Genomic DNA, 18,834 nt, shown 5'->3' with positions numbered 1-18,834 from the left:
CGAGGAAGCCCGATGACCACACGCGTGAAGCCCGAGAAGAGCGAGCTGCTCACCCTGCACGTCCTGCGCCGGCAGCGGCTGTCGCCGTCGTTCGCCCGCGTCACCCTGGGCGGCGACGATCTCGTGCGCTTCGTGCCCCTCGGTCGCGACCAGTGGTTCCGCCTCTTCCTCCCGGTCGCCGAAGGCACCCTGACCCGCCTCCCGCAGCGCCTCGACTCGTTCGCGTACCTGCGGTACCTGGCGATCGCGAAAACGGAACGCCCGGTTCTGCGCAACTACACCGTCGCCGACTTCCGCCCGGCGGGGGAGCAGCCGGCGGAGCTCGACGTCGACTTCGTCCTGCACGGATCCGCGGCCGAGGGGACGGCGGGTCCGGCAGCAACGTGGGCCGAGACGTGCGCCCCGGGAGACGCCGTCGCCATCCTCGACGAGGGGGTGCTGTTCACCCCGCCCGCCGATCTCGCCGGCCCGATCGCCCTCGTCGGCGACGAGACCGCGCTGCCGGCGCTCGCCGGCATTCTGGCGTCGCTCGATCCCGCCGCGACGGGGACGGCCGTCGTCGAGGTTCCGGATGCCGGCGATGTGCGAACGCTCGCCGCCCCGGACGGCGTCGACGTGCGGTGGGTCGTGCGCGCCGATCCGCACGCGACGCCGGGAGCGGCCGCGCGCGACGCGGCGACCGAGGCGGCGCCGGGTGATGGACTCCCGGCCTACGCGTGGGTGGCGGGCGAGCAGTCGCTGGTCAGCGCGATGCGTCGGCACTGGGTGCGGGCGGGCGTCGACAAACGGGCGATCTCGTTCACCGGCTATTGGCGGGCCCCGCGCGCACACTGACCCGGGGGATCGACCGCTACCTCCCTGCGCCGCGCGCGGGCGGACGCCGCGGGTGCGCCCTCAGCGATCGCGGTGGTCCTCGGGGTGCAGCCGCGGGCCGCGACGCGGTTCGAGGCCCGACCCGGCGTAGATCAACCGAATGACACGCTGACGGTGACCGGCGAACGGCTCGAGCAACTCGAGCATGCCGTCGTCATCGGTGCGATGGCCGGTCAGGGCGAAACCCACCTGGTGGGCGAGGTGGTAGTCGCCCACGCTCACGGCATCCGGATCTCCGAACGCGCGGATGCGCGTTTCGGCGCTCGTCCAGATGCCGACGCCGCGCAGGCTGATGAAGACGCGGTCGCGGGCCTCGCCGTCGACCGCGGCGCTCGCCGCGCGCACGATCGTCGGGCCTCGACGCGCGGTCTCGACGATGGTCCGCGATTGCGGCGGCTCGAGGCCGGCCCGGTGCCAGGCCCACGACGGAACGTGGCGCCATCCCTCGATGTCGGGGGGAGCGAACAGGGGCCGCGGAGGGGGACCCGGTGCGCGCTCGCCGTACCAGGTGACGACGCTGCGCCAGGCCGAGAAGGCCTGCATGCTCGTGACCTTCTGCTCCATGATGGCGCTGACCAGGGCGTCGAACACCAGGTCGGTGCGGCCGATGCGCAGGTCGGGGTGCCGTCGGTGCCATTCGGCGACCAGGGGATGCCGGGAGGCGTCGAACCCGTCGGCTTCGTCGAGCTTTCCGCACAGCGCCGGCAGCTGGTCGATCGCCCATTCTGCGCCCGGTCCCCAGGCTGCGGCACGCACGGAACCGCCGACACTCTGTCGCAGAGCGAGGGTCGCGACACCGAGGGGGGTGCGGCTGGCCCTCCACACGATGCCTCCGTCGCGCAAGGGCGCCGTGGCGAAGAACGTGGGGTCGTTACGACCGTGCCGCTGCGCCGAGACCGCGCGACCGATGTCGACGGGGCGCGCGGGACGGTACTCCGACTCGATCGGGCGATCCGCGACGACCGGCGATTCACGCGGTGACTGCCGCGCGCGCACCCCGGTCGATCTCATGCCGACACCCTACGTCGGCCCTCCGACATCGCGGCATCCGGGATGTGCGGGGCCGTGGGGTTCGCGGCGCCGGTCGCGGCTGGTATTCGGCTCATCTGCATGACCGATCCATCCGCTCGCGTCCTTCCACTCCCTCCCGTGCACTCCAGCCCCACCGATCATGCAGACTGACCGCGACCAGTGCGCACAGAACACCGGATGCGGCGGCGAGCGATCAGAAGCGGTCGGGCGAGGGGGTGCCGTGGCCGTAACGGATCGAGACGTCGGCGTGCCGGTCGAAGCGGTACCCGACGCCGCGGACCGTGCGCACGATGTCCTCGTAGGCGCCGAGCTTCGCACGCAGGCGCCGCACGTGCACGTCGATGGTGCGTTCGCCCGGGGCGTCGTCGTCGGTCGAGCCCTCCCACAGCGAAGCCACCAGTTCGGTGCGTTCGATCGTGCGCCCCTCGCGCAGCACGAGGTACTGCAGCAGCTCGAACTCCTTGAAGGTGAAGGCGGCCGACTCGCCGTCGATGAGCACGCGCTTGCGCGAGATGTCGACGACCACGCCGCCGGGGGCGCGGTCCTCGTCGACGGGTTCGTCCTTGGTGCGGGCGACGGCCGACGGCTCGTGCAGCGCGAGACGGACGACGTCGACGTCGCGGCCACCGGCGCCGGCCGGGGCGAGGGCCACCGTGGCGTAGGTCTCGGCGGCGGGGGCGAGCTCGCTCAGCGTGCGGCGGAGGGCCTCGACGAGGGTGCCGAGGCTGACACCGGCGGCGGCGGCCTTCTCTTCGTCGATGCCGACGTAGAGGGCGAAGCCGCGGGGCGCGGTGCCGGCGACGGGCCGCGGGGCGGCGGGTGCGTCGGCGGGGGCGGAAGCCTGCGTACGGACGGCGGAGGGCTGGGTGCGGTCGAGAACGGCGGAGATCGACATGAGTGATGAAGTCCTTGGGTGGTGAACCCGTGCGTCACGATGCGGGGTTCAGCGGGAGGTGAGGGCCGAGAGGGCCGGGGTGCGGTGTCGGGGTACGCGTGATCGACGCGGACGCCAGACGACCGGGGGACGAGGTCGGCGTTCAGAAACCGAGGTCGTCCGTACGAGGGGTCGCGGTTAGCGGCACATTCGACAACACATGACAACGCGGCCGGGCATCATCATGCCGGCAGTCCTGTTCGCCTCCCGGGCGGACAGAGAACGCGCGTTGACAGTCATGGGGGGATTATGACGCACCGAGTCGGATCGCGTCAAATCGAGCGATCGCGTGTCCCGGTGCGCATCATGCGCGGTGTTCGTCGCCCACGCGCGCGCAATTCGAGCATTCTGCTGCATCGGCGCCCGGAGTCGCGAAGCGGCGTACCCTCACGGAATGGCCGACCTGCACTTCGCCGACGACAAGACCGCCTCGCGATTCACCCTTCACGACGGCGACGACCTCGTGTCGGTGCTCGACTATCGCGACGACGGGCGCACCATCGCCCTCACGCGCGCGTTCACCATTCCCACCTTCCGGGGGCATGGGTACGCCGGTGTGGTGACCGAACGCGCCGTCGACGCGATCGAGGCGGCCGGTGGCCGCCGGATCCTGCCGGTGTGCTGGTACGTGGGGGAGTGGTTCGAGGCCCATCCGGAACGCGCCGGCCTCCTGCATACCCGGCCGTCCGCCTGAGGCGACGCCTACGCAGGAGCCGCAATGCCGTCAACCCCCGCTGCGGGGGATGGTGGCGCCACGATGCTGGAGGTGTCGAAAGGGGAAGTCATGACAGACGACCGCGACCTGCCCGAGGGTGTCATCAACGCCGACCCGCCCGGTGGCTGGGAGAGTGATGCCGTCGCCGACGGCGAGACCGCTCAGCAGAACGAGAACGCGAAGGGTTCGCCGCGCCTCAACGACGCCGAGCCCTCGGACCCGATCGAGGGGGATGCCGCCAGCCAGGGCATCGACCCCGACTTGAGCACGGAGGACTGACATGTCGGACGAGACCCGAGCCCCGCAACCTTCCGCCGGTCCCGACGGTGGCGCGTCGCCCGCCGACTCCGTGGGCGGTGCCGTGCACGAGGAGAGCAAGCGTCCCGCGCGCCCCGACGAGCAGTCGGAGCCGATGATGGACACCCACCCCACCGACGACGAGGCCCGCATCGCCGGCGTCGTGGTCCAGACCCGCGCCGACGTCGGCGGAAAGAGCGACGAGCGCGTCGCCGACGTCCTTCGGCAGCGTTTCGCCGACATCGGTCTCGATCTCGGAGACGACCGCATCCGCGCCCTCGTCGCCGAGGTCAACGGGGCCTGAGAACCGATCGACGGCGCCCCCGCCCCGGTGACCCCGGGGCGGGGCGCCGTCTTCGCGGCGTCCTAGTTCTGCTGAGTCGTCACCGCGGGCAGGCGTTTGCTGCGAGCCGATGTCGGAGGTGCGACGTACCGTGTCTGCATGCGCATCCTGCACACCTCGGACTGGCACATCGGGCGATCGTTCCACGGGCACTCGACGCTCGACGCCCTGCGCGGCGTGCTCGATGCCCTCGTCGTCCAGGTCCGCGAGAACGACGTCGACGTGGTCATCGTCGCGGGCGACGTCTTCGACTCGGCCACTCCCGCAGCCGCGTGCTACCCGCTCCTGTCCCACACCCTGGCGGCGGTGGTCGACGCGGGTGCCCGCGTCGTGGTCACCAGCGGCAACCACGATTCCGCCGCCCGTCTCGGCTTCCAATCGGCGCTGTTGCGCGACGACATCACCGTCGTCACCGATCCGCTGTCGGTGGGAACGCCGGTCACCGTGCACGACGAGCACGGGCCGGTCCACATCTACGGCATCCCCTACCTCGAACCCGCCATCGTGCGTCACCTGTGGGAGGGCGTCGAGCTGCGAAGCCAGGCGCAGACGATGGCGCACGCCCTCGACCTCGTGCGCGACGATCTGGCCGAACGCGGCGGCCGCTCCGTCGTCGCGGCGCACTGCTTCGCCGCGGGAGTGGAGGCCACCCCCGGCGTCGAGCGCGAGATCCGTCAGGGCGGCCTCGACGTCGTTCCCCTCTCGGCCTTCGACGGGCCCGACTATGTCGCGCTCGGGCACATCCACGGCCGGCAGCAGCTGTCCGATCGCGTGCGGTACGCGGGAGCACCGGTGCACTACAGCTTCGGCGAGGCGGGCAAACCGCGTGGTTCGTGGCTGGTCGAGCTCGACGGCGACGGCCTCGCCGACGTGCGGTGGCTCGACCTGCCCGTTCCGCGCCCCCTCGTCACCCTGCGTGCCTCCCTCGACGACCTCCTCTCCGACGAACGTTTCGACGGCCACGACGAGCACTGGGTGCGCGCCGAGTACACCGACGCGACTCCTCAGCCCGATCCCATGCGACGGCTGCAGGCACGATTCCCGTGGTGCGCCACCGTCGCGCACGTTCCGGCCGAGACCCGGGCCGACGACGGCGTCGGTTACGCGAGACGCGTGCGGGCGGCCCGCGACGACGCCGAGGTCATCGACGCGTTCCTCGCTCACGTGCGCGAGGGCGAAGGTGCCACCGAGGCCGAGCGATCCCTCATCCGCGAGGTCCTCGACACCCGAGCGGTCTCCGAGGCGCGCGCATGAAGCTCCACCGGCTCGAACTCGAGGGTTTCGGCCCGTTCCTCGACACGCAGGCGGTCGACTTCGACGCCTTCTCCGACGACGGCATCTTCCTCATCACGGGGCGCACGGGGGCGGGCAAGTCGAGCGTGCTCGACGGCGTCTGCTACGCCCTGTACGGGGGTGTGCCCCGCTACGACGGAGCGGAACGGCGCCTGCGCAGCGACCACTGCACCCCCGACGACCCGACGCGCGTCACGCTCGAGTTCAGCGCCGACGGCGAGAGATGGCGCATCACCCGCTCGCCCGAGTTCGAGCGGCCCAAGCGTCGTGGCGGCGGCACCACCAAAGAGCCGCACCGCGCCCTTCTCGAGGTGCAGACCCCGCAGGGCTGGACCGGGGTCGCGGCGCGCCCCGTCGACGTCGCGACCCGCCTCGACGAGATCGTGGGGCTGAGTCAGCAGCAGTTCCTCCAGGTCATCCTGCTGGCGCAGAACCGTTTCGCTCGATTCCTCCTGGCCAAGAACGACGAGCGACTGACGCTGCTGCGCACCCTGTTCGGCACGCGTTCGTTCGAGCAGTACACCGCAGATCTCGACGAACGTCGCAAGCGCGCCCAGGTGCGCCTCGCCGCCGAGGGGATCGAGGTCTCGACCCTCCTCGACGAGGCCGAGCGTCTGGCGGCGGAACTCGACGGCGGTGCCCCCGACTCCGAGGTCACGTCGTCGTCCGGCGATTCCCCGGCGTCCGACGACGCCCCCCGCGCCGTCGCCGACAGGCTGGCGTTCGTCGTCCGCGCCGTCGAGAGGGCCGCCTACCTCGTCGATACCCTCGCCCGAGATCGAGAGTCGGCCGATGCGGGTTTCGATGCGGCTCTCACGGCGGAACGCGAGGCCGCGACGCTGCACGAGCGTCAGCGCGACCGCGTGCGCGTGCGCCGAGAGCTCGCCACCCTCGAGGCGCAGAGCGACGCGGTCGAGCGCGCGCGCGACGAAGCGGCCGCGGCGGCCGCGGCCGAGGCGCTCCGGGCGACGGTCGACGCCGCGGAGCGGGCCGCGACCGCGGTGACCGCCGCAGAGAAGCGTCACGGGACAGCCCTCGACCGTGCGCGCGCCGTGGGTGAAGGCGACGCCGGAACCGACGACGCCCTCGCCGCACGAGACGATGAGCTGACCGCACTGCTCGCCCAGGCCGAGGCCGCGCGTGTCGCCGAGCAGCAACTGGTCGACGCCGACGCCGCGGTCGCACAGGCCACCGCGCGCGTGCAGACGCTCGAGCGGCAGCGCGACGCCCTCGTCGACGGGCGCCGCGAGGTGCCCGATCTGCTCCAGACGCTCGACGAGCGCCTCACCGCCCTCCAGGGCGCCCCCGACCGGCGACAGGCCGCGCTGGCAGCTCGCGACGAGGCTCGACGTCGGCTGGATGCCGCTCACCAGGCGGCACGACTGCTCGAGCAGCGCGACCAGGCCGACCTCTCCTCTCTCGTCCGCGCCGACGATCTGCAGCGTGCGGTCGACGCGTGGACTACGCTGCTGCGGCGTCGCCTGGCGGGCGCCGCCGCAGAACTCGCCCACGAGCTCGTCGACGGAGAACCGTGCTCCGTCTGCGGCTCCCGAGAGCACCCGGCCCCCGCCGTGGGCGGCGACGCCTCGGTGACCGACGAGCAGATCGCCGCCGCCGAAGATCGCAAGAACGCCGCGGTCGACGCCGACCGGCTCGCCTCCGACGCCGCCCGGATCGCCCGCGACGACCACGCTCTCGCCGCCGCTCGGGCGGGAGGAGACAGCGTCGCGACCCTGACCGACCGCCTCGCCACGGCCGAGACCGTGCTCGCGAGCGCTCTCGCCGACGTCGCCGACCTCGAGCATCTTCAGGCGGAGCGGGCGCGTGCCGTCGAGATCGACGTCGCCATCGCGGCGCGGATCGAGAGACTGACGGCCGACCTCGCCACGGCGCGGCAGGATGCCGCCCTCGCGCAGCAGCGAGGCGACGCCCTGCGCGACGACGTGCGTCGGGCGCGCGGCGACTTCGCGACCGTCACCGAGCGACAGAACGACCTGCGGTCGCATCGGACGGCGGTGCGCGACCTGCTGACCGCGCGCGCCGATCTGGTCGCCGCGCGGGCCGCGCACCTCGACGCCCGGACGACCCTCGACGACCTCGTGGCCGACACCTCGTTCGACGACATCGACGCGGTCGTCGGCGCCCTGCGGCCCGCCGCCGACCGCCGACGTCTCGACGCGATCGTCACGGAGCACGCGACGGCGATCGCGTCCGCCCGTCAGCGCCTGTTCGACCTGGAACTGGCGCTCGTCGACGCGAGCGACGAGCCGCTCGATCTCGCGCCGTTCACCGCCGCCGTGCGGCAGGCGCGCGAGTCCGTGCAGCAGGCCGCCGCCGCGCACGCCGAGGCGCGGACTCTCGCTGACCGTCTGCGAGGCCTCGCCCAGCGGGCCGATGCCGGCCATTCGGCCATCGCGGAGCTGGCCGAAGAGCACGCGGTCGTCGCCCGTCTGGCGGACACCCTCGCCGGACGCGCGCCCAACACCCGCCGCATGACGCTCGAGACCTTCGTGCTGGCCGCCGAGCTCGAAGAGATCGTCGTGGCCGCCAACCTGCGTCTCGAGCAGATGTCGTCGGGCCGCTACCGACTCCAGCACACCGACGCGCTCGCGGCCCGCGGGGCCGCCAGCGGGCTCGGGCTCGAGATCATGGACGCCTTCACCGGCCAGTGCCGTCCGCCGCATTCGCTCTCGGGCGGTGAGACCTTCCTGACGTCGCTCGCCCTGGCCCTCGGACTCGCGGAGGTGGTCACGGCCCGGGCGGGGGGCATCCGGCTCGACACCCTCTTCATCGACGAAGGCTTCGGCTCGCTCGACGACGACACCCTCGATCTCGCCATGCGCACCCTCGACGAGCTGCGGCAAGGCGGCCGCACCGTGGGCGTCATCAGTCACGTGGCGTCGATGAGAGACCAGCTGCCCGCGCAGCTGCAGGTGACCGCGACACCGAGGGGACCGAGCGTCATCTCCCAGGATGCCGCCCTGCTCCCCGCCTAGGCTGGTCGCATGCGCAAGAGCACCCTCTGGACCATCCTCGGCGTCATCGTCGCCGTGGTCATCGCCTGGGTCGTCGTGAACATCCTCCTGTCGATCCTCGCGTTCGCGTTCCGGGTGGTCGCCGTGGCGATCGTCGCGGTGATCGTGTTCTTCATCCTGCGCGCGGTCTTCGCTCGTCGCGACATCGACTGAGCGCGCGGAACGCTCGGCGCCCCGGTCCTCGGGCGCCGGCGGCCCGCCGAGCGAGATCGTCCGCGATCACGGTGCCGGCGGGACGGTCCACGCAAGCCCGACCGTCGTGTCCGACCCCCGGAGTAGCGTGGCACGCGATGTCTGATCAGCCGCCTGCCCCCTCGGGCTCCGCCCATCCCCCCACGCGCGATATCGTCCTGTCGTCGAAGCATCGCTGGCGTGCCTATTGGGTCGCCGTGGCGGTCGCCGCGCTCACGATCCTCGACCTCACCAAGGTGAACGTCGCCCTGCCCTCGATCGAGGCGGCGTTGAACGCCGGGCCGACCGAGTTGCAGCTCGTGGTGTCGGGCTACATCCTCACCTTCGGTCTCGTGCTGGTGCCCGCCGGTCGTCTCGGAGACCTGCGGTCCCGGCGCGTGCTGTTCCTCGTCGGCTTGTCGCTGTTCCTCGTCACGAGCCTGGCGTGCGCCCTCGCCCCCAACACCGGAGTGCTGCTGGTCGCTCGTCTGCTGCAGGGGGTGGCCGCCGGCATCCAGATGCCGCAGGTCCTCGGGCTGGTGCAGCAGCTGTTCCAGGGCAAAGAACGCGGTCGCGCCTTCGGACTGTTCGGGGCCACGATCGGCATCGCCACCGCGTTCGGTCCCACGCTCGGCGGTCTGCTCATCGCCCTGGGAGGCGAGACCGACGGCTGGCGTCTGATCTTCTGGATCAACATTCCGCTGGTCGCGATCGTCATCGCCCTGGCCGCCTGGTTGCTGCCCGACACCCGCACCAAGTCGCGTCGCAAGCTCGACCTCGACCCCGTCGGCGTGCTGCTGTTCGCGCTCACGATCCTGGCCCTCATGTGGCCGTTCCTCTTCACCACGGGTGCGCCCGGCGACGATCCCCGCCGCTGGTGGCTGCTTGTGGTGTCGGTCGTCTTCGCCGCCGGCTTCGTGTTCTGGGAGCGCCGATACGCGGATCGGGGCGGGATGCCGCTCATGCCGTTCTCGATCTTCGGCCTGTCGTCGTACCGGAACGGTGTGCTGATCTCGACCGCGTACTTCGCCGCGATCCCCGCGATGTTCCTGCTCGGCACCCTCTTCCTGCAGGGCGGGCTGGGACTCGAACCCGTGTTCGCGGGCATGGTGACGATCGGGTTCGCGGTCGCGTCGGCGTGGAGCTCGTGGATCGGCGGCAATCTGGTCACGCGTCTGGGGCGTCCGTTGGTGGTGTGGGGAATCCTGGGCATGGTCGCCACGGCGGGCGGTCTCGTGCTGGTGGCGTTGTTCACCGCACCCGAGTGGACGCCATGGGCGATGGCCGGGGTGATGGTCGTCGGCGGGTTCGCCGGCGGTCTGGTGATCTCGCCCAATCAGACCCTCACACTTGCCGACATCCCCGTCACCAGCGGGGGTGTCGCGGGCTCGGTGGGTCAGTTGGGACAACGCATCGGCACCGCCGTGGGCACGGCCATCGCGCTCGCACTGTTCTACGCGACGGTCTATCGCGAGCAGGACACCGCCGACATGACGGTGGTCTACCACGACGCCTACGCGTCCGGCATGATCACCGTGGGCGTCTTCCTGGGTATCGCGCTGATCGTGGGCGTCGGCGACCTGGCGGGTCGGGCTCGCTCGGGGTCTCAGACCCCGTAGAGCTCGCCGATCTTCGCGCGCAGCTCGTGGCTGCAGCGCTCGACGACGACGTCCCACAGTTCGGTCGCGCCGTCTTGCGCGCGGTCCGAGACGGCCCGCAGGATGCGGATCGGCACGTCGAACTGCTGCGCGACCCAGATGAGGGCGTACGACTCCATGTCGACCAGCCGCGCTCCGAGGCCGCGAATGAGCCGAACCGCCTCGGCGTCGTCGACGAAGTGGTCGCCGGTGGCGATGACGAGCCCGTCGGCGCCGGTGTCCACCCGCGTCGGCAGTGACACGTGCTCGCCGAACGTGCCGTCGAGCCCCTTCACGTCGTGCTGGATGGCTCCGGCGATCTCGTAGATGCCCCCCTCGACGTCGTCGTCGATCGCCCCCGCCGTGCCGACGACGACGATCTCGTCGTAGTCGCCCTCGCAAAGGGCGCGTGTGAGTGCGTAGGCCGCGGGGATCTTCCCCACGCCCGTCAGCAGACGGGTGAAGCCGGGGATGTCCTCCTCGAAGGCGACGAGTTCGGACACATGGGCGGCGACGAGGAGCTTCACCCTTCCATTGTCGTCGATGACGTCACGACGATGACGTCACGAGGATGACGCGTTCGGGCGTCGCCCGACCGCCGGGGTCCGAAGACGCAGCGAGGCCCCGACACGGTGTGTGCCGGGGCCTCACTGCGATCGACGTCAGTCCTGCGCGCCGTCCGACGCCCGCGACAGGTGGGCGAGCTCGTCGGCGCTGAGCTCGAGGCGCGCGCTCGCGAGCAGATCGGCGACCTGCTCGACCTTCGACGCGCTGGCGATCGGGGCGGCCACCGCGGGCTGCGCGCGCAGCCACGCCAGCGCGGTCGTCGCGATGGAAGCGCCGTGGGCGTGTCCGACTTCCTCGAGCGCGTCGATCAGCGCGAGGCCGGCGGGGGTGGCGAGTTTCGCGGCGCCCTCGGCACGGGGCGAGTCGCCCGTGGCATCCGCCGTCCGGTACTTGCCGGTCAGGAAGCCACTGGCCAGGGCGAAATACGGCACGAGTGACATGCCGTACTGCTCGGCGACGGGCACGATGTCGCGCTCGACGTCGGTGCGGTGCACGAGGTTGTAGTGCGGCTGGATGGCGACGGGCAGGGCGACGCCCGAGGCCTCGGCCAGCGAGACCCATTCGCGGATGCGCTCGGCGGTGTAGTTCGACACGGCCACGTGGCGCACGAGACCGTCGGACACGAGGTCGCCGAAGGCGGCCACGGTCTCTTCGAGCGGGGTCTCGGCGTCGTCGAAGTGGGCGTAGTACAGGTCGATGGTGTCGACACCCAGGCGCTGCAGCGAGGCTTCGGCCGCCGCGCGCACGTTCGCCGCCGACAGGCCGCGGAAGTCGGGGTGGGTGCTCACCTTCGTCGCGACGACGACGTTCGACGGCTTGCGTGACGCGAGCCACTCGCCGATCAACGTCTCGCTCTCTCCGCCGGAGTTGCCCGGGACCCACGCGCTGTAGCCGTCAGCCGTGTCGATGAAGTTCCCGCCCCCGGCATGGAAGGCGTCCAGTACGGCGAACGAGGTGTCGCGGTCGGCGGTCCAACCGAAGACGTTCCCGCCGAGCGAGAGGGGGAGGATGTCGAGGTCGCTGCGTCCAAGGCGCGTCATGATGCCCTTCCTGTCGAGGTTCGTTGACCTCAGAGACAACGATGCTCGTCAGCGGGCATTCCCTCGACGCGCCGTGACCCGCCGCGCGGCAGGGGCGGCCGGCCCGGGGCTCAGCGGAGTGGGCTCAGCCCCGCCGACTCACGAACCGCCCGACAGGATGCCGATGAGGCCGCTGATGAGCAGCCAGAGGCCGATCCCCGCACCGGCGATCCAGATGACGACCGTGCCGGTCGGGTACTTCTTCTTGCCGTCGGGGCGGTCGGAGCCATCGGGGACGCTCACGAGCGCACCATCGTCACGATCGATACGACAAGCACGGTGAGACCTCCGATGACGGCGATGGCGGCGATGATGGGGCCGCCGCCGGCGAGGAACGCGGTGACGCCGAGCGCGAGGAAGAGGACGGCGAGCACGATGCCGCTCACCTGGTAGACGCGGAACCTGCCCCCGCCGTCTGTGACTTTCTGTTCGCTCACGTCGACCCCCTGCTCCCAGGCTACCGAAAAGCCGGATGTCTCCCGTGACGGCGAACGCACGATCAGATCTCGATCCGCATCCCGCCCCGAGGCGTAGCGTAGGGATATGGCGCGCCCCGTTCCCGATCCCGTCCGCCCCGGCCAGGAGTCCGTGTGGGACTACCCCCGCCCGCCTCGCGTCGAGACCGTGCGAAAGCGCGTGCAGATCGACTTCGGCGGGGTGCGCATCGTCGACACCGATGACGTCGTCCGCGTGCTCGAGACGAGCCACCCGCCCGTCTACTATCTGCCGATCGCCGCCTTCGGTGAGGCATTGACCCTGGGCGAGGGCGCGTCGTTCTGCGAGTACAAGGGCGGAGCGCGCTACTTCGACGTGCACGGCGGTGGGGGAGTGGTGGCCGCGCGCGCGGCGTGGAACTATCCGAACCCCATGCCGGGGTACGAGATGCTGGCTGACCGCGTGGCCGTCTACGCCGGGCCGTTGGACCGCGTTGTGCTGGGCGGAGAGACGGTGCAGCCGCAACCCGGGGGCTTCTACGGCGGGTGGGTGACGAAGGACCTCGCCGGCCCGTTCAAGGGTGTTCCGGGGTCGATGGGCTGGTGACCCGGGGTCGCCCTCGCCCGCGTTCCGCTATACCGATGACGGAGTGACCGGCTTCGTTGAGCGGAGAGACCGCGTCAACTGTCGAACGCCTGCGGAACGGCGGTGTGCAGGTCGGCGAGCCAGGCCCGCGCGTTGCCGTCGGACGGCGCCCTCCAATCGCCGCGCGGTGACAGTGAACCGGCAGGAGAGACCTTGGGGCCGTTCGGGATGGCCGTGCGCTTGAACTGCGCGAATCCGAAGAACCGTTGCAGGAACACCTCGAGCCACCGCGCGACCGTCACCAGGTCGTACGCCGGCCGCTCGCCCTCGGGATAACCCGCGGGCCAGGTCCCGGCATCCGGATCCTTCCAGGCGTGCGCGGCGAGGAACGCGACCTTCGACGGACGGAACCCGAATCGCAGCACGTGGTACAGCGTGAAGTCGTGGAGGTTGTACGGACCGATGCGGTCTTCGGTGGACTGCATGCGCCCGTCCTGACCGGCCGGGACGAGCTCGGGGCTGATCTCGGTGTCGAGCACGGCCTGCAACACCTCGACGGTGTCCGCGCTCAGCTCGCCGGCCGAGATCACCCAGCGGATGACGTGCTGGATGAGGGTCTTCGGTATGCCGGGATTGACCGAGTAGTGGCTCATCTGGTCGCCCACGCCGTAGGTCGACCAGCCGAGGGCGATCTCGGACAGGTCGCCCGTGCCCACGACGATGCCGCCGTTCTGATTGGCCAGACGGAAGAGGTAGTCGGTGCGGAGCCCCGCCTGCACGTTCTCGAAGGTGACGTCGTGCACCGGCTGACCCGAGGCGAAGGGATGCCCCATGCGGGCGAGCATCTCGGATGCCGCGGGTCGGATGTCGATCTCTTCGATCGAGGCGCCGACGGCTTCGGCGAGGGCGATGGCGTTGCGCTTGGTCTTCTCGCTCGTCGCGAAGCCCGGGAGCGTGTACGTGAGGATGTCGCTGCGGGGACGCCCCATGCGATCCATCGCCTGAGCGATGACGAGCAGGGCGTGGGTGGAGTCGAGGCCACCGCTCACGCCGAGCACGGGCTTGGGATCCCCGATCGCCCGCAGACGCTGCACCAGCCCCGACACCTGGATGTTGAAGGCCTCATAGCAGTCCTGAGCGAGACGAGCGGGGTCGTCGGGCACGAACGGGAAGCGGTCGAGAGTACGGCGCAGGCCGATGTCGGTCGCGGGCGGCGCGAGCTCGAACGACACGGTGCGGAACTGCGGGCCGACCGTGCGACGGTTGTCGTCGAAGGTGCCCTGACGCAGGCGGTCCTGACGCAGCCGATCGAGATCGACGTCGGCGACGCTCCGGCGTGGACCATCGGGGAAGCGCTCGGCCGTCGCGAGCAGCTGTCCGCCCTCGTAGATCATCGTCTGGCCGTCCCACGAGACGTCGTTGGTCGACTCGCCCTGGCCCGCGGCGGCGTAGACGTACGCCGCGAGGCACCGCAGCGACTGCGACTGCGACAGCAGGGTGCGGTCGTCGGCACGGCCGATCGTGATGGGACTGCCCGAGAGGTTCGCGAGCACCGTGGCTCCGGCCAGAGCCGCACCCGACGACGGCGGGATCGGAACCCAGACGTCTTCGCACACCTCGGCGTGCAGCGTCAGCCCCGGCACGTCGACGGCGTCGAACAGCAGGTCGGGGCCGAACGGCACCGTGGCGCCGGCGACGGTGACGTGCTGGCCCGCCTGGTCGTCGCCGCGGGCGTACCAGCGCTGCTCGTAGAACTCGCGATAGGTGGGCAGGTAGGCCTTGGGGACGACGCCGAGCACCCGACCGCGGTGGATGACCACGGCGCAGTTGAACAGCCGATTGCCGTGCCGCAGGGGAGCGCCCACCATCAGCACCGGGAGGAGGTCTGCGGATGCCACGACGAGACGCCCGAGCGCCGACTCGACCGCGTCGAGCAGAGGGTCCTGCATGACGAGGTCGTCGATCGAGTAGCCCGTGAGGCACAGCTCGGGGAACACCGCGACGGCCACGCCCTCGGCGTCGCACGCGCGGGCGGAGTCGAGCACGGCGTCGGCGTTCGTCGCCGGGTCGGCCAGGGCGACGGGGATCGTGCACGCGGCGACCCGAGCGAAGCCGTGCCGGTAGACGCTCTCAAACGGCAGGTCGGTGATCACCCGTCCAGTCTGTCAGGTGCCTCCGACACGGTGGCAGTCCCTTCGCGGCCCGGTCCGGCCTGTGGAGGCACGGATCGTGATGTCGGTGGTCCCCGTTAGCGTGGGTTCCCATGCGGTACATCGAACAAGACGGGCGGATCGTCTGGAGCGCCAGCGATCTCAAGGCGGCGGCCGAGTGCGAATTCGCGTGGCTGCGCGCCATCGACGCCAAGATCGGCCGCATCGCCCCCGTCGACGACCCCGCAGACGCCACGCTCGAACGCGCCGCACAGCTGGGCACCGCGCACGAACTGCGGGTGCTCGACGACTACCGGGCCCGTCTCGGCGGCGCGGTCCGCGAGATCCCCGCCGCGCGTTCCTCCGACGCGGTCGCGCTCGCCGAGGCCGTGCGCCTCACCGACGCGGCCCTCGCCGACCCCACCGCCGAGGTCGTCTACCAGGCCGCCTTCGCCACCGACGAGTTCGTCGGCTTCGCCGACTTCCTCGTGCGCGAGACCCACCCCCACCCCGACGGCACGCGGCCCTGGGTCGTGCAAGACACGAAGCTCGCCCGCCGCGCCCGCGTCACCGCCCTCATGCAGCTCGCCGCCTACGTCGACCAGCTCGATCGCCTGGGCGTCGCGCGCTCCGACCGCGTGGAGCTGCTGCTGGGCGACGGCTCGACGAGCACGCACCGTGTCGACGACCTGCTGCCGGTCTTCGGGCTGCGGCGAACGCGTCTGCGCGCTCTCATCGCCGACCGCCGTGTCGGGCTCGGTGTCGCCGGCCCGGTCATCGAATGGGGCGACGCACGAGGTGACCTGGGCGTCGTGGCCTGCGGCCGCTGCGCCACCTGCGAGCTCGAGGTCGTCGCGCACCGTGATCTGCTGCTGGTCGCCGGCATGCGTCCGGTGCAGCGCGATCGGTTGCGCGCGGGCGGCATCCCCACCATCGACGCGCTCGCCAGCGCGACCGAGCCCCCGGCCGCCATGGGATCCGACACCTTCGTCTCGCTTCGCACCCAGGCGCGACTGCAGCTCGACAGCCCGGCGGGCGTCCCCACCGACGCGACGCCGGCGCACGCCGTGCCCACCTACGAGGTCGTCGCACCCAAGTCGCTGGGAGTGCTGCCGCGCCCCGACCACGGTGACCTGTTCTTCGACTTCGAGGGCGACCCGCTCTACACCGAGGGCGTCGGCGCGCACTGGGGCATCGACTACCTGTTCGGTTGGGTCGACACGCGCGAGACCTACGGGGCGCTCTGGGCCCACACGTTCGACGAAGAGCGCGTCGCGCTCGAGCGCTTCCTCGACATGGTGGCGCTGCGACGTCAGCAGTACCCCGGAATGCACATCTACCACTACGCCCCCTACGAGCCCACCCATCTGCTCACGATGGCGGCCACCTACGGGGTGCGCGAAGCCGACGTCGATCGACTGCTGCGCGACGGGATCTTCGTCGACCTCTATCCCGTGGTCCGTCGCGCCCTGCGCGTGGGATCCCGCTCGTACTCGATCAAGAAGCTCGAACCTCTCTACATGGGCGACGAGGTGCGCACGAGCGATGTGCAGCGCGGCGACGACTCGATCGTGAAATACGTCGAGGCCCGGGCGCTCGCGGCCGACGGCGACGCGGTGGGTGCGCAGCGCGTGCTCGACGACCTCGCCGACTACAACCGCTACGACTGCGTGTCGACCCGCCGCCTGCGCGACTGGCTCGTCGACCGGGCGCGCGAGGCCGGTGCGGTGCCAGCCCACGGCGCCGATCCCGACGAGCAGGCCTACGAGCCTTCGCCCCGGGCGACCGCCCTGCAGCGGTGGGCCGCCGCCGTCGAGTCCGGCGCCGATTCGCGCGATGCGACGGCGCTGCGCCTCGCCGCCGCCGCGATCGACTACTACCCCCGCGAAGAGAAGAGCTACTGGGCGACGCACTTCCTTCGGTTGCGCGAGCCGATCTCGGTGTGGGAAGAGACGCGCGACGTCGTGGTCGTCGACGCCGCCCGCTCGCGGGTCGTCACGGATTGGCACATCGCCGAGTCGGGGCGGGGCTCCGAGCGCCGCCTGGTGGAGCTGCGCGGAGAACTCGCCCCCGGAACGCGCCTGAGCCCGGATGCCGAGCCCTTCGCCGTCTACGACCTGCCGGCGCCGTTCCCGCTCGACACCCGCCCGCGTTGGATCCACGGTGCCCGCCGGGTGACGGTGCGCGAGGTGCTCGATGACGGCGCGATCGTCGAAGAGATCGCCGCCGACGGCGTCACCTGGGACGACCTGCCGCTCGCCCTGACCCCGCCGGCCCCGCCGCGCGCGGGCAACCAGCAGAAGGCGATCGACGCGTGGGCCGACGCGGTGCTGACGGTCGCCCCGGCGATGCCCGACGGCGCCGCCGCCGATGTCCTGCGTCGAGTGCCGCCGCGCACCCGTTCCGGCGCCTTGGCACCTGTCACCGCCGTCGACGGCGCCCCGGGCGACGACGAGGTCACCGCCATCGCCCGCAGCGTGGCCGATCTCGACCACAGCTATCTCGCCGTGCAGGGCCCGCCCGGCACCGGCAAGACCTACGTCGGGTCGCACGTCATCGCCCGCCTGGTCGCCGAGCGGGGGTATCGCATCGGCGTCGTCGCGCAATCGCACGCGACGATCGAGCACATGCTCGATCAGGTCATCGCGGCCGGGGTCCCGGCATCCCGGGTCGGCAAGGCGCCGAAAGACCCGAGCGTCCCGCATGCCTTCACGGTGCTCCCGAAGAACGGCGTCGCCGCCTTCACCGCCGAGAACGCGGCGCAGGGTTTCGTCGTGGGCGGCACCGCGTGGGACTTCAGCCACGAGACGCGCATCCCCCGCGGCAGCCTCGACCTGCTCGTCATCGACGAAGCCGGACAGTTCTCGCTCGCCTCGACGATCGCCGTCTCGCTGGCCGCGCAGCGACTGCTGCTGCTCGGAGACCCGCAGCAGTTGCCGCAGGTGAGCCAGGGCACGCACCCCGAACCCGTCGACACGTCGGCGCTGGGGTGGATCATCGACGGCGCCGAGGTGGTGCCCGCCGAGCTCGGCTACTTCCTCGCGCGCACCCGGCGTCTGCACCCCGCGGTCGCGGGTCCCGTGTCGCGGCTGTCGTACGAGGGCCGCCTCGCCGCCCACCCGTCGACGGCCCTGCGCCGACTCGACGGCGTCGAACCCGGGGTGCACATCGTTCCCGTGCGCCACCAGGGCAACTCGACCTGGTCGGCCGAAGAAGCGGCCGAGGTCACACGCCTCGTGTCCGACCTCGTCGGCCGCGAGTGGACGGGGGCCGAAGGAGGGGCCGGTGATTCGGCCGTCGTGCACGAGCCGCGGCCCCTGCGCGCCGACGACATCATCGTGATCACGCCCTACAACGCTCAGCAGGTGGCCGTCGAAGAGGCCCTGGCCGCGGCGGGCTTCTCGGACGTCCCCGTGGGCACCGTCGACCGCTTCCAGGGCAAAGAGGCGGCGGTCGCCATCCTCACCCTCGCGGCGTCCTCGGGGCGCGAGGCACCGCGGGGCTTGGAGTTCCTCCTGCTGCGCAACCGCATCAACGTCGCGATCTCGCGTGCGATGCAGGCGGCGTACGTCGTGTATTCACCCGCGCTGCTAGACGACCTTCCGCGTACTCCCGAGGGGGTGGCACGCCTCAGCGCCTTCGCGCGGTTGGTCGACGGAGTCGAGTGAGGGGCCGGGCTGCCCGATCG

Annotated in this window: 17 protein-coding genes; 10 read left to right on the top strand and 7 right to left on the bottom strand. The window is 71.4% G+C overall.

The window, feature by feature from the left end; genetic code table 11:
• The first annotated feature begins 12 nt into the window (after positions 1–12).
• Positions 13–834: a siderophore-interacting protein gene (locus ASF96_RS10815; protein ID WP_055938990.1), complete on the top strand. Its 822-nt coding sequence runs from the start codon at positions 13–15 to the stop codon at positions 832–834.
• 60 nt (positions 835–894) lie between these two features.
• Here the strand turns inward: ASF96_RS10815 and ASF96_RS10810 are convergent, their stop codons facing one another.
• Positions 895–1,884: a DNA-3-methyladenine glycosylase family protein gene (locus ASF96_RS10810; RefSeq protein ID WP_055938988.1), complete on the bottom strand. Its 990-nt coding sequence runs from the start codon at positions 1,882–1,884 to the stop codon at positions 895–897.
• A 214-nt stretch (positions 1,885–2,098) separates the two neighbouring features.
• Positions 2,099–2,800: a winged helix-turn-helix domain-containing protein gene (locus tag ASF96_RS10805; RefSeq protein ID WP_055938986.1), complete on the bottom strand. Its 702-nt coding sequence runs from the start codon at positions 2,798–2,800 to the stop codon at positions 2,099–2,101.
• Between the two features lie 433 nt (positions 2,801–3,233).
• Here ASF96_RS10805 and ASF96_RS10800 point away from each other — a divergent pair, with 433 nt between their 5' ends.
• The 7 genes from ASF96_RS10800 to ASF96_RS10770 all read left to right on the top strand — a co-directional run bounded on the left by ASF96_RS10800 (position 3,234) and on the right by ASF96_RS10770 (position 10,312).
• Positions 3,234–3,533 (top strand): GNAT family N-acetyltransferase, encoded by a 300-nt coding sequence (locus ASF96_RS10800; RefSeq protein ID WP_055839180.1) that lies wholly within the window; start codon positions 3,234–3,236, stop codon positions 3,531–3,533.
• Between the two features lie 90 nt (positions 3,534–3,623).
• On the top strand, positions 3,624–3,833 hold the full coding sequence (locus ASF96_RS10795) for a hypothetical protein (RefSeq protein WP_055938982.1): 210 nt from the start codon (positions 3,624–3,626) through the stop codon (positions 3,831–3,833).
• Position 3,834: 1 nt separating this feature from the next.
• A complete protein-coding gene (locus tag ASF96_RS16545) occupies positions 3,835–4,155 on the top strand; it encodes a hypothetical protein (protein ID WP_082509557.1) in 321 nt (106 codons plus the stop codon).
• Positions 4,156–4,293: 138 nt separating this feature from the next.
• Positions 4,294–5,448, top strand: a complete 1,155-nt coding sequence (locus ASF96_RS10785; protein ID WP_055938981.1) for an exonuclease SbcCD subunit D — start codon at positions 4,294–4,296, stop codon at positions 5,446–5,448.
• Entirely contained in the window at positions 5,445–8,483 is a 3,039-nt protein-coding gene (locus ASF96_RS10780; protein WP_055938978.1) for an AAA family ATPase, read from the top strand. Before ASF96_RS10785 ends, ASF96_RS10780 begins: the two co-directional genes overlap by 4 nt.
• Before the next feature lie 9 nt (positions 8,484–8,492).
• On the top strand, positions 8,493–8,675 hold the full coding sequence (locus ASF96_RS10775) for a hypothetical protein (RefSeq protein ID WP_055839166.1): 183 nt from the start codon (positions 8,493–8,495) through the stop codon (positions 8,673–8,675).
• A 137-nt stretch (positions 8,676–8,812) separates the two neighbouring features.
• Positions 8,813–10,312: an MFS transporter gene (locus ASF96_RS10770; RefSeq protein ID WP_235560582.1), complete on the top strand. Its 1,500-nt coding sequence runs from the start codon at positions 8,813–8,815 to the stop codon at positions 10,310–10,312.
• Here ASF96_RS10770 and ASF96_RS10765 read toward each other — a convergent pair.
• The 4 genes from ASF96_RS10765 to ASF96_RS10755 form a co-directional block, all read right to left on the bottom strand.
• A complete protein-coding gene (locus tag ASF96_RS10765) occupies positions 10,300–10,857 on the bottom strand; it encodes a phosphorylase family protein (RefSeq protein WP_055938972.1) in 558 nt (185 codons plus the stop codon). The two genes, ASF96_RS10770 and ASF96_RS10765, sit on opposite strands and share 13 nt — an antisense overlap.
• A gap of 135 nt (positions 10,858–10,992) precedes the next feature.
• Positions 10,993–11,937 (bottom strand): aldo/keto reductase, encoded by a 945-nt coding sequence (locus ASF96_RS10760; RefSeq protein WP_055938968.1) that lies wholly within the window; start codon positions 11,935–11,937, stop codon positions 10,993–10,995.
• Between the two features lie 138 nt (positions 11,938–12,075).
• Complete coding sequence (locus tag ASF96_RS16985) at positions 12,076–12,219, bottom strand: hypothetical protein (protein ID WP_156458827.1); 144 nt, start codon at positions 12,217–12,219, stop codon at positions 12,076–12,078.
• Positions 12,216–12,413, bottom strand: coding sequence for a hypothetical protein (locus tag ASF96_RS10755; RefSeq protein WP_055938966.1), 198 nt, complete (start codon positions 12,411–12,413; stop codon positions 12,216–12,218). The genes ASF96_RS16985 and ASF96_RS10755 overlap by 4 nt, the downstream gene beginning before the upstream one ends.
• Positions 12,414–12,519: 106 nt before the next feature.
• Here ASF96_RS10755 and ASF96_RS10750 point away from each other — a divergent pair, with 106 nt between their 5' ends.
• Positions 12,520–13,017 (top strand): DUF427 domain-containing protein, encoded by a 498-nt coding sequence (locus ASF96_RS10750; RefSeq protein ID WP_055938963.1) that lies wholly within the window; start codon positions 12,520–12,522, stop codon positions 13,015–13,017.
• 74 nt (positions 13,018–13,091) lie between these two features.
• On the opposite strand, the gene ASF96_RS10745 is transcribed toward ASF96_RS10750, so the two are convergent.
• Positions 13,092–15,149 carry an NAD(+) synthase gene (locus ASF96_RS10745; protein WP_055938960.1) on the bottom strand — a complete coding sequence of 686 codons (2,058 nt, stop codon included), beginning with the start codon at positions 15,147–15,149 and terminating at the stop codon, positions 13,092–13,094.
• A 110-nt stretch (positions 15,150–15,259) separates the two neighbouring features.
• Here ASF96_RS10745 and ASF96_RS10740 point away from each other — a divergent pair, with 110 nt between their 5' ends.
• Positions 15,260–18,814, top strand: coding sequence for a TM0106 family RecB-like putative nuclease (locus tag ASF96_RS10740; protein ID WP_055938958.1), 3,555 nt, complete (start codon positions 15,260–15,262; stop codon positions 18,812–18,814).
• Positions 18,815–18,834: the final 20 nt, after the last annotated feature.

It is taken from the genome of Microbacterium sp. Leaf179, from assembly GCF_001423785.1.
Taxonomy (GTDB): Bacteria; Actinomycetota; Actinomycetes; order Actinomycetales; family Microbacteriaceae; genus Microbacterium.
This window is presented reverse-complemented; position numbering and strand designations above follow the sequence as displayed.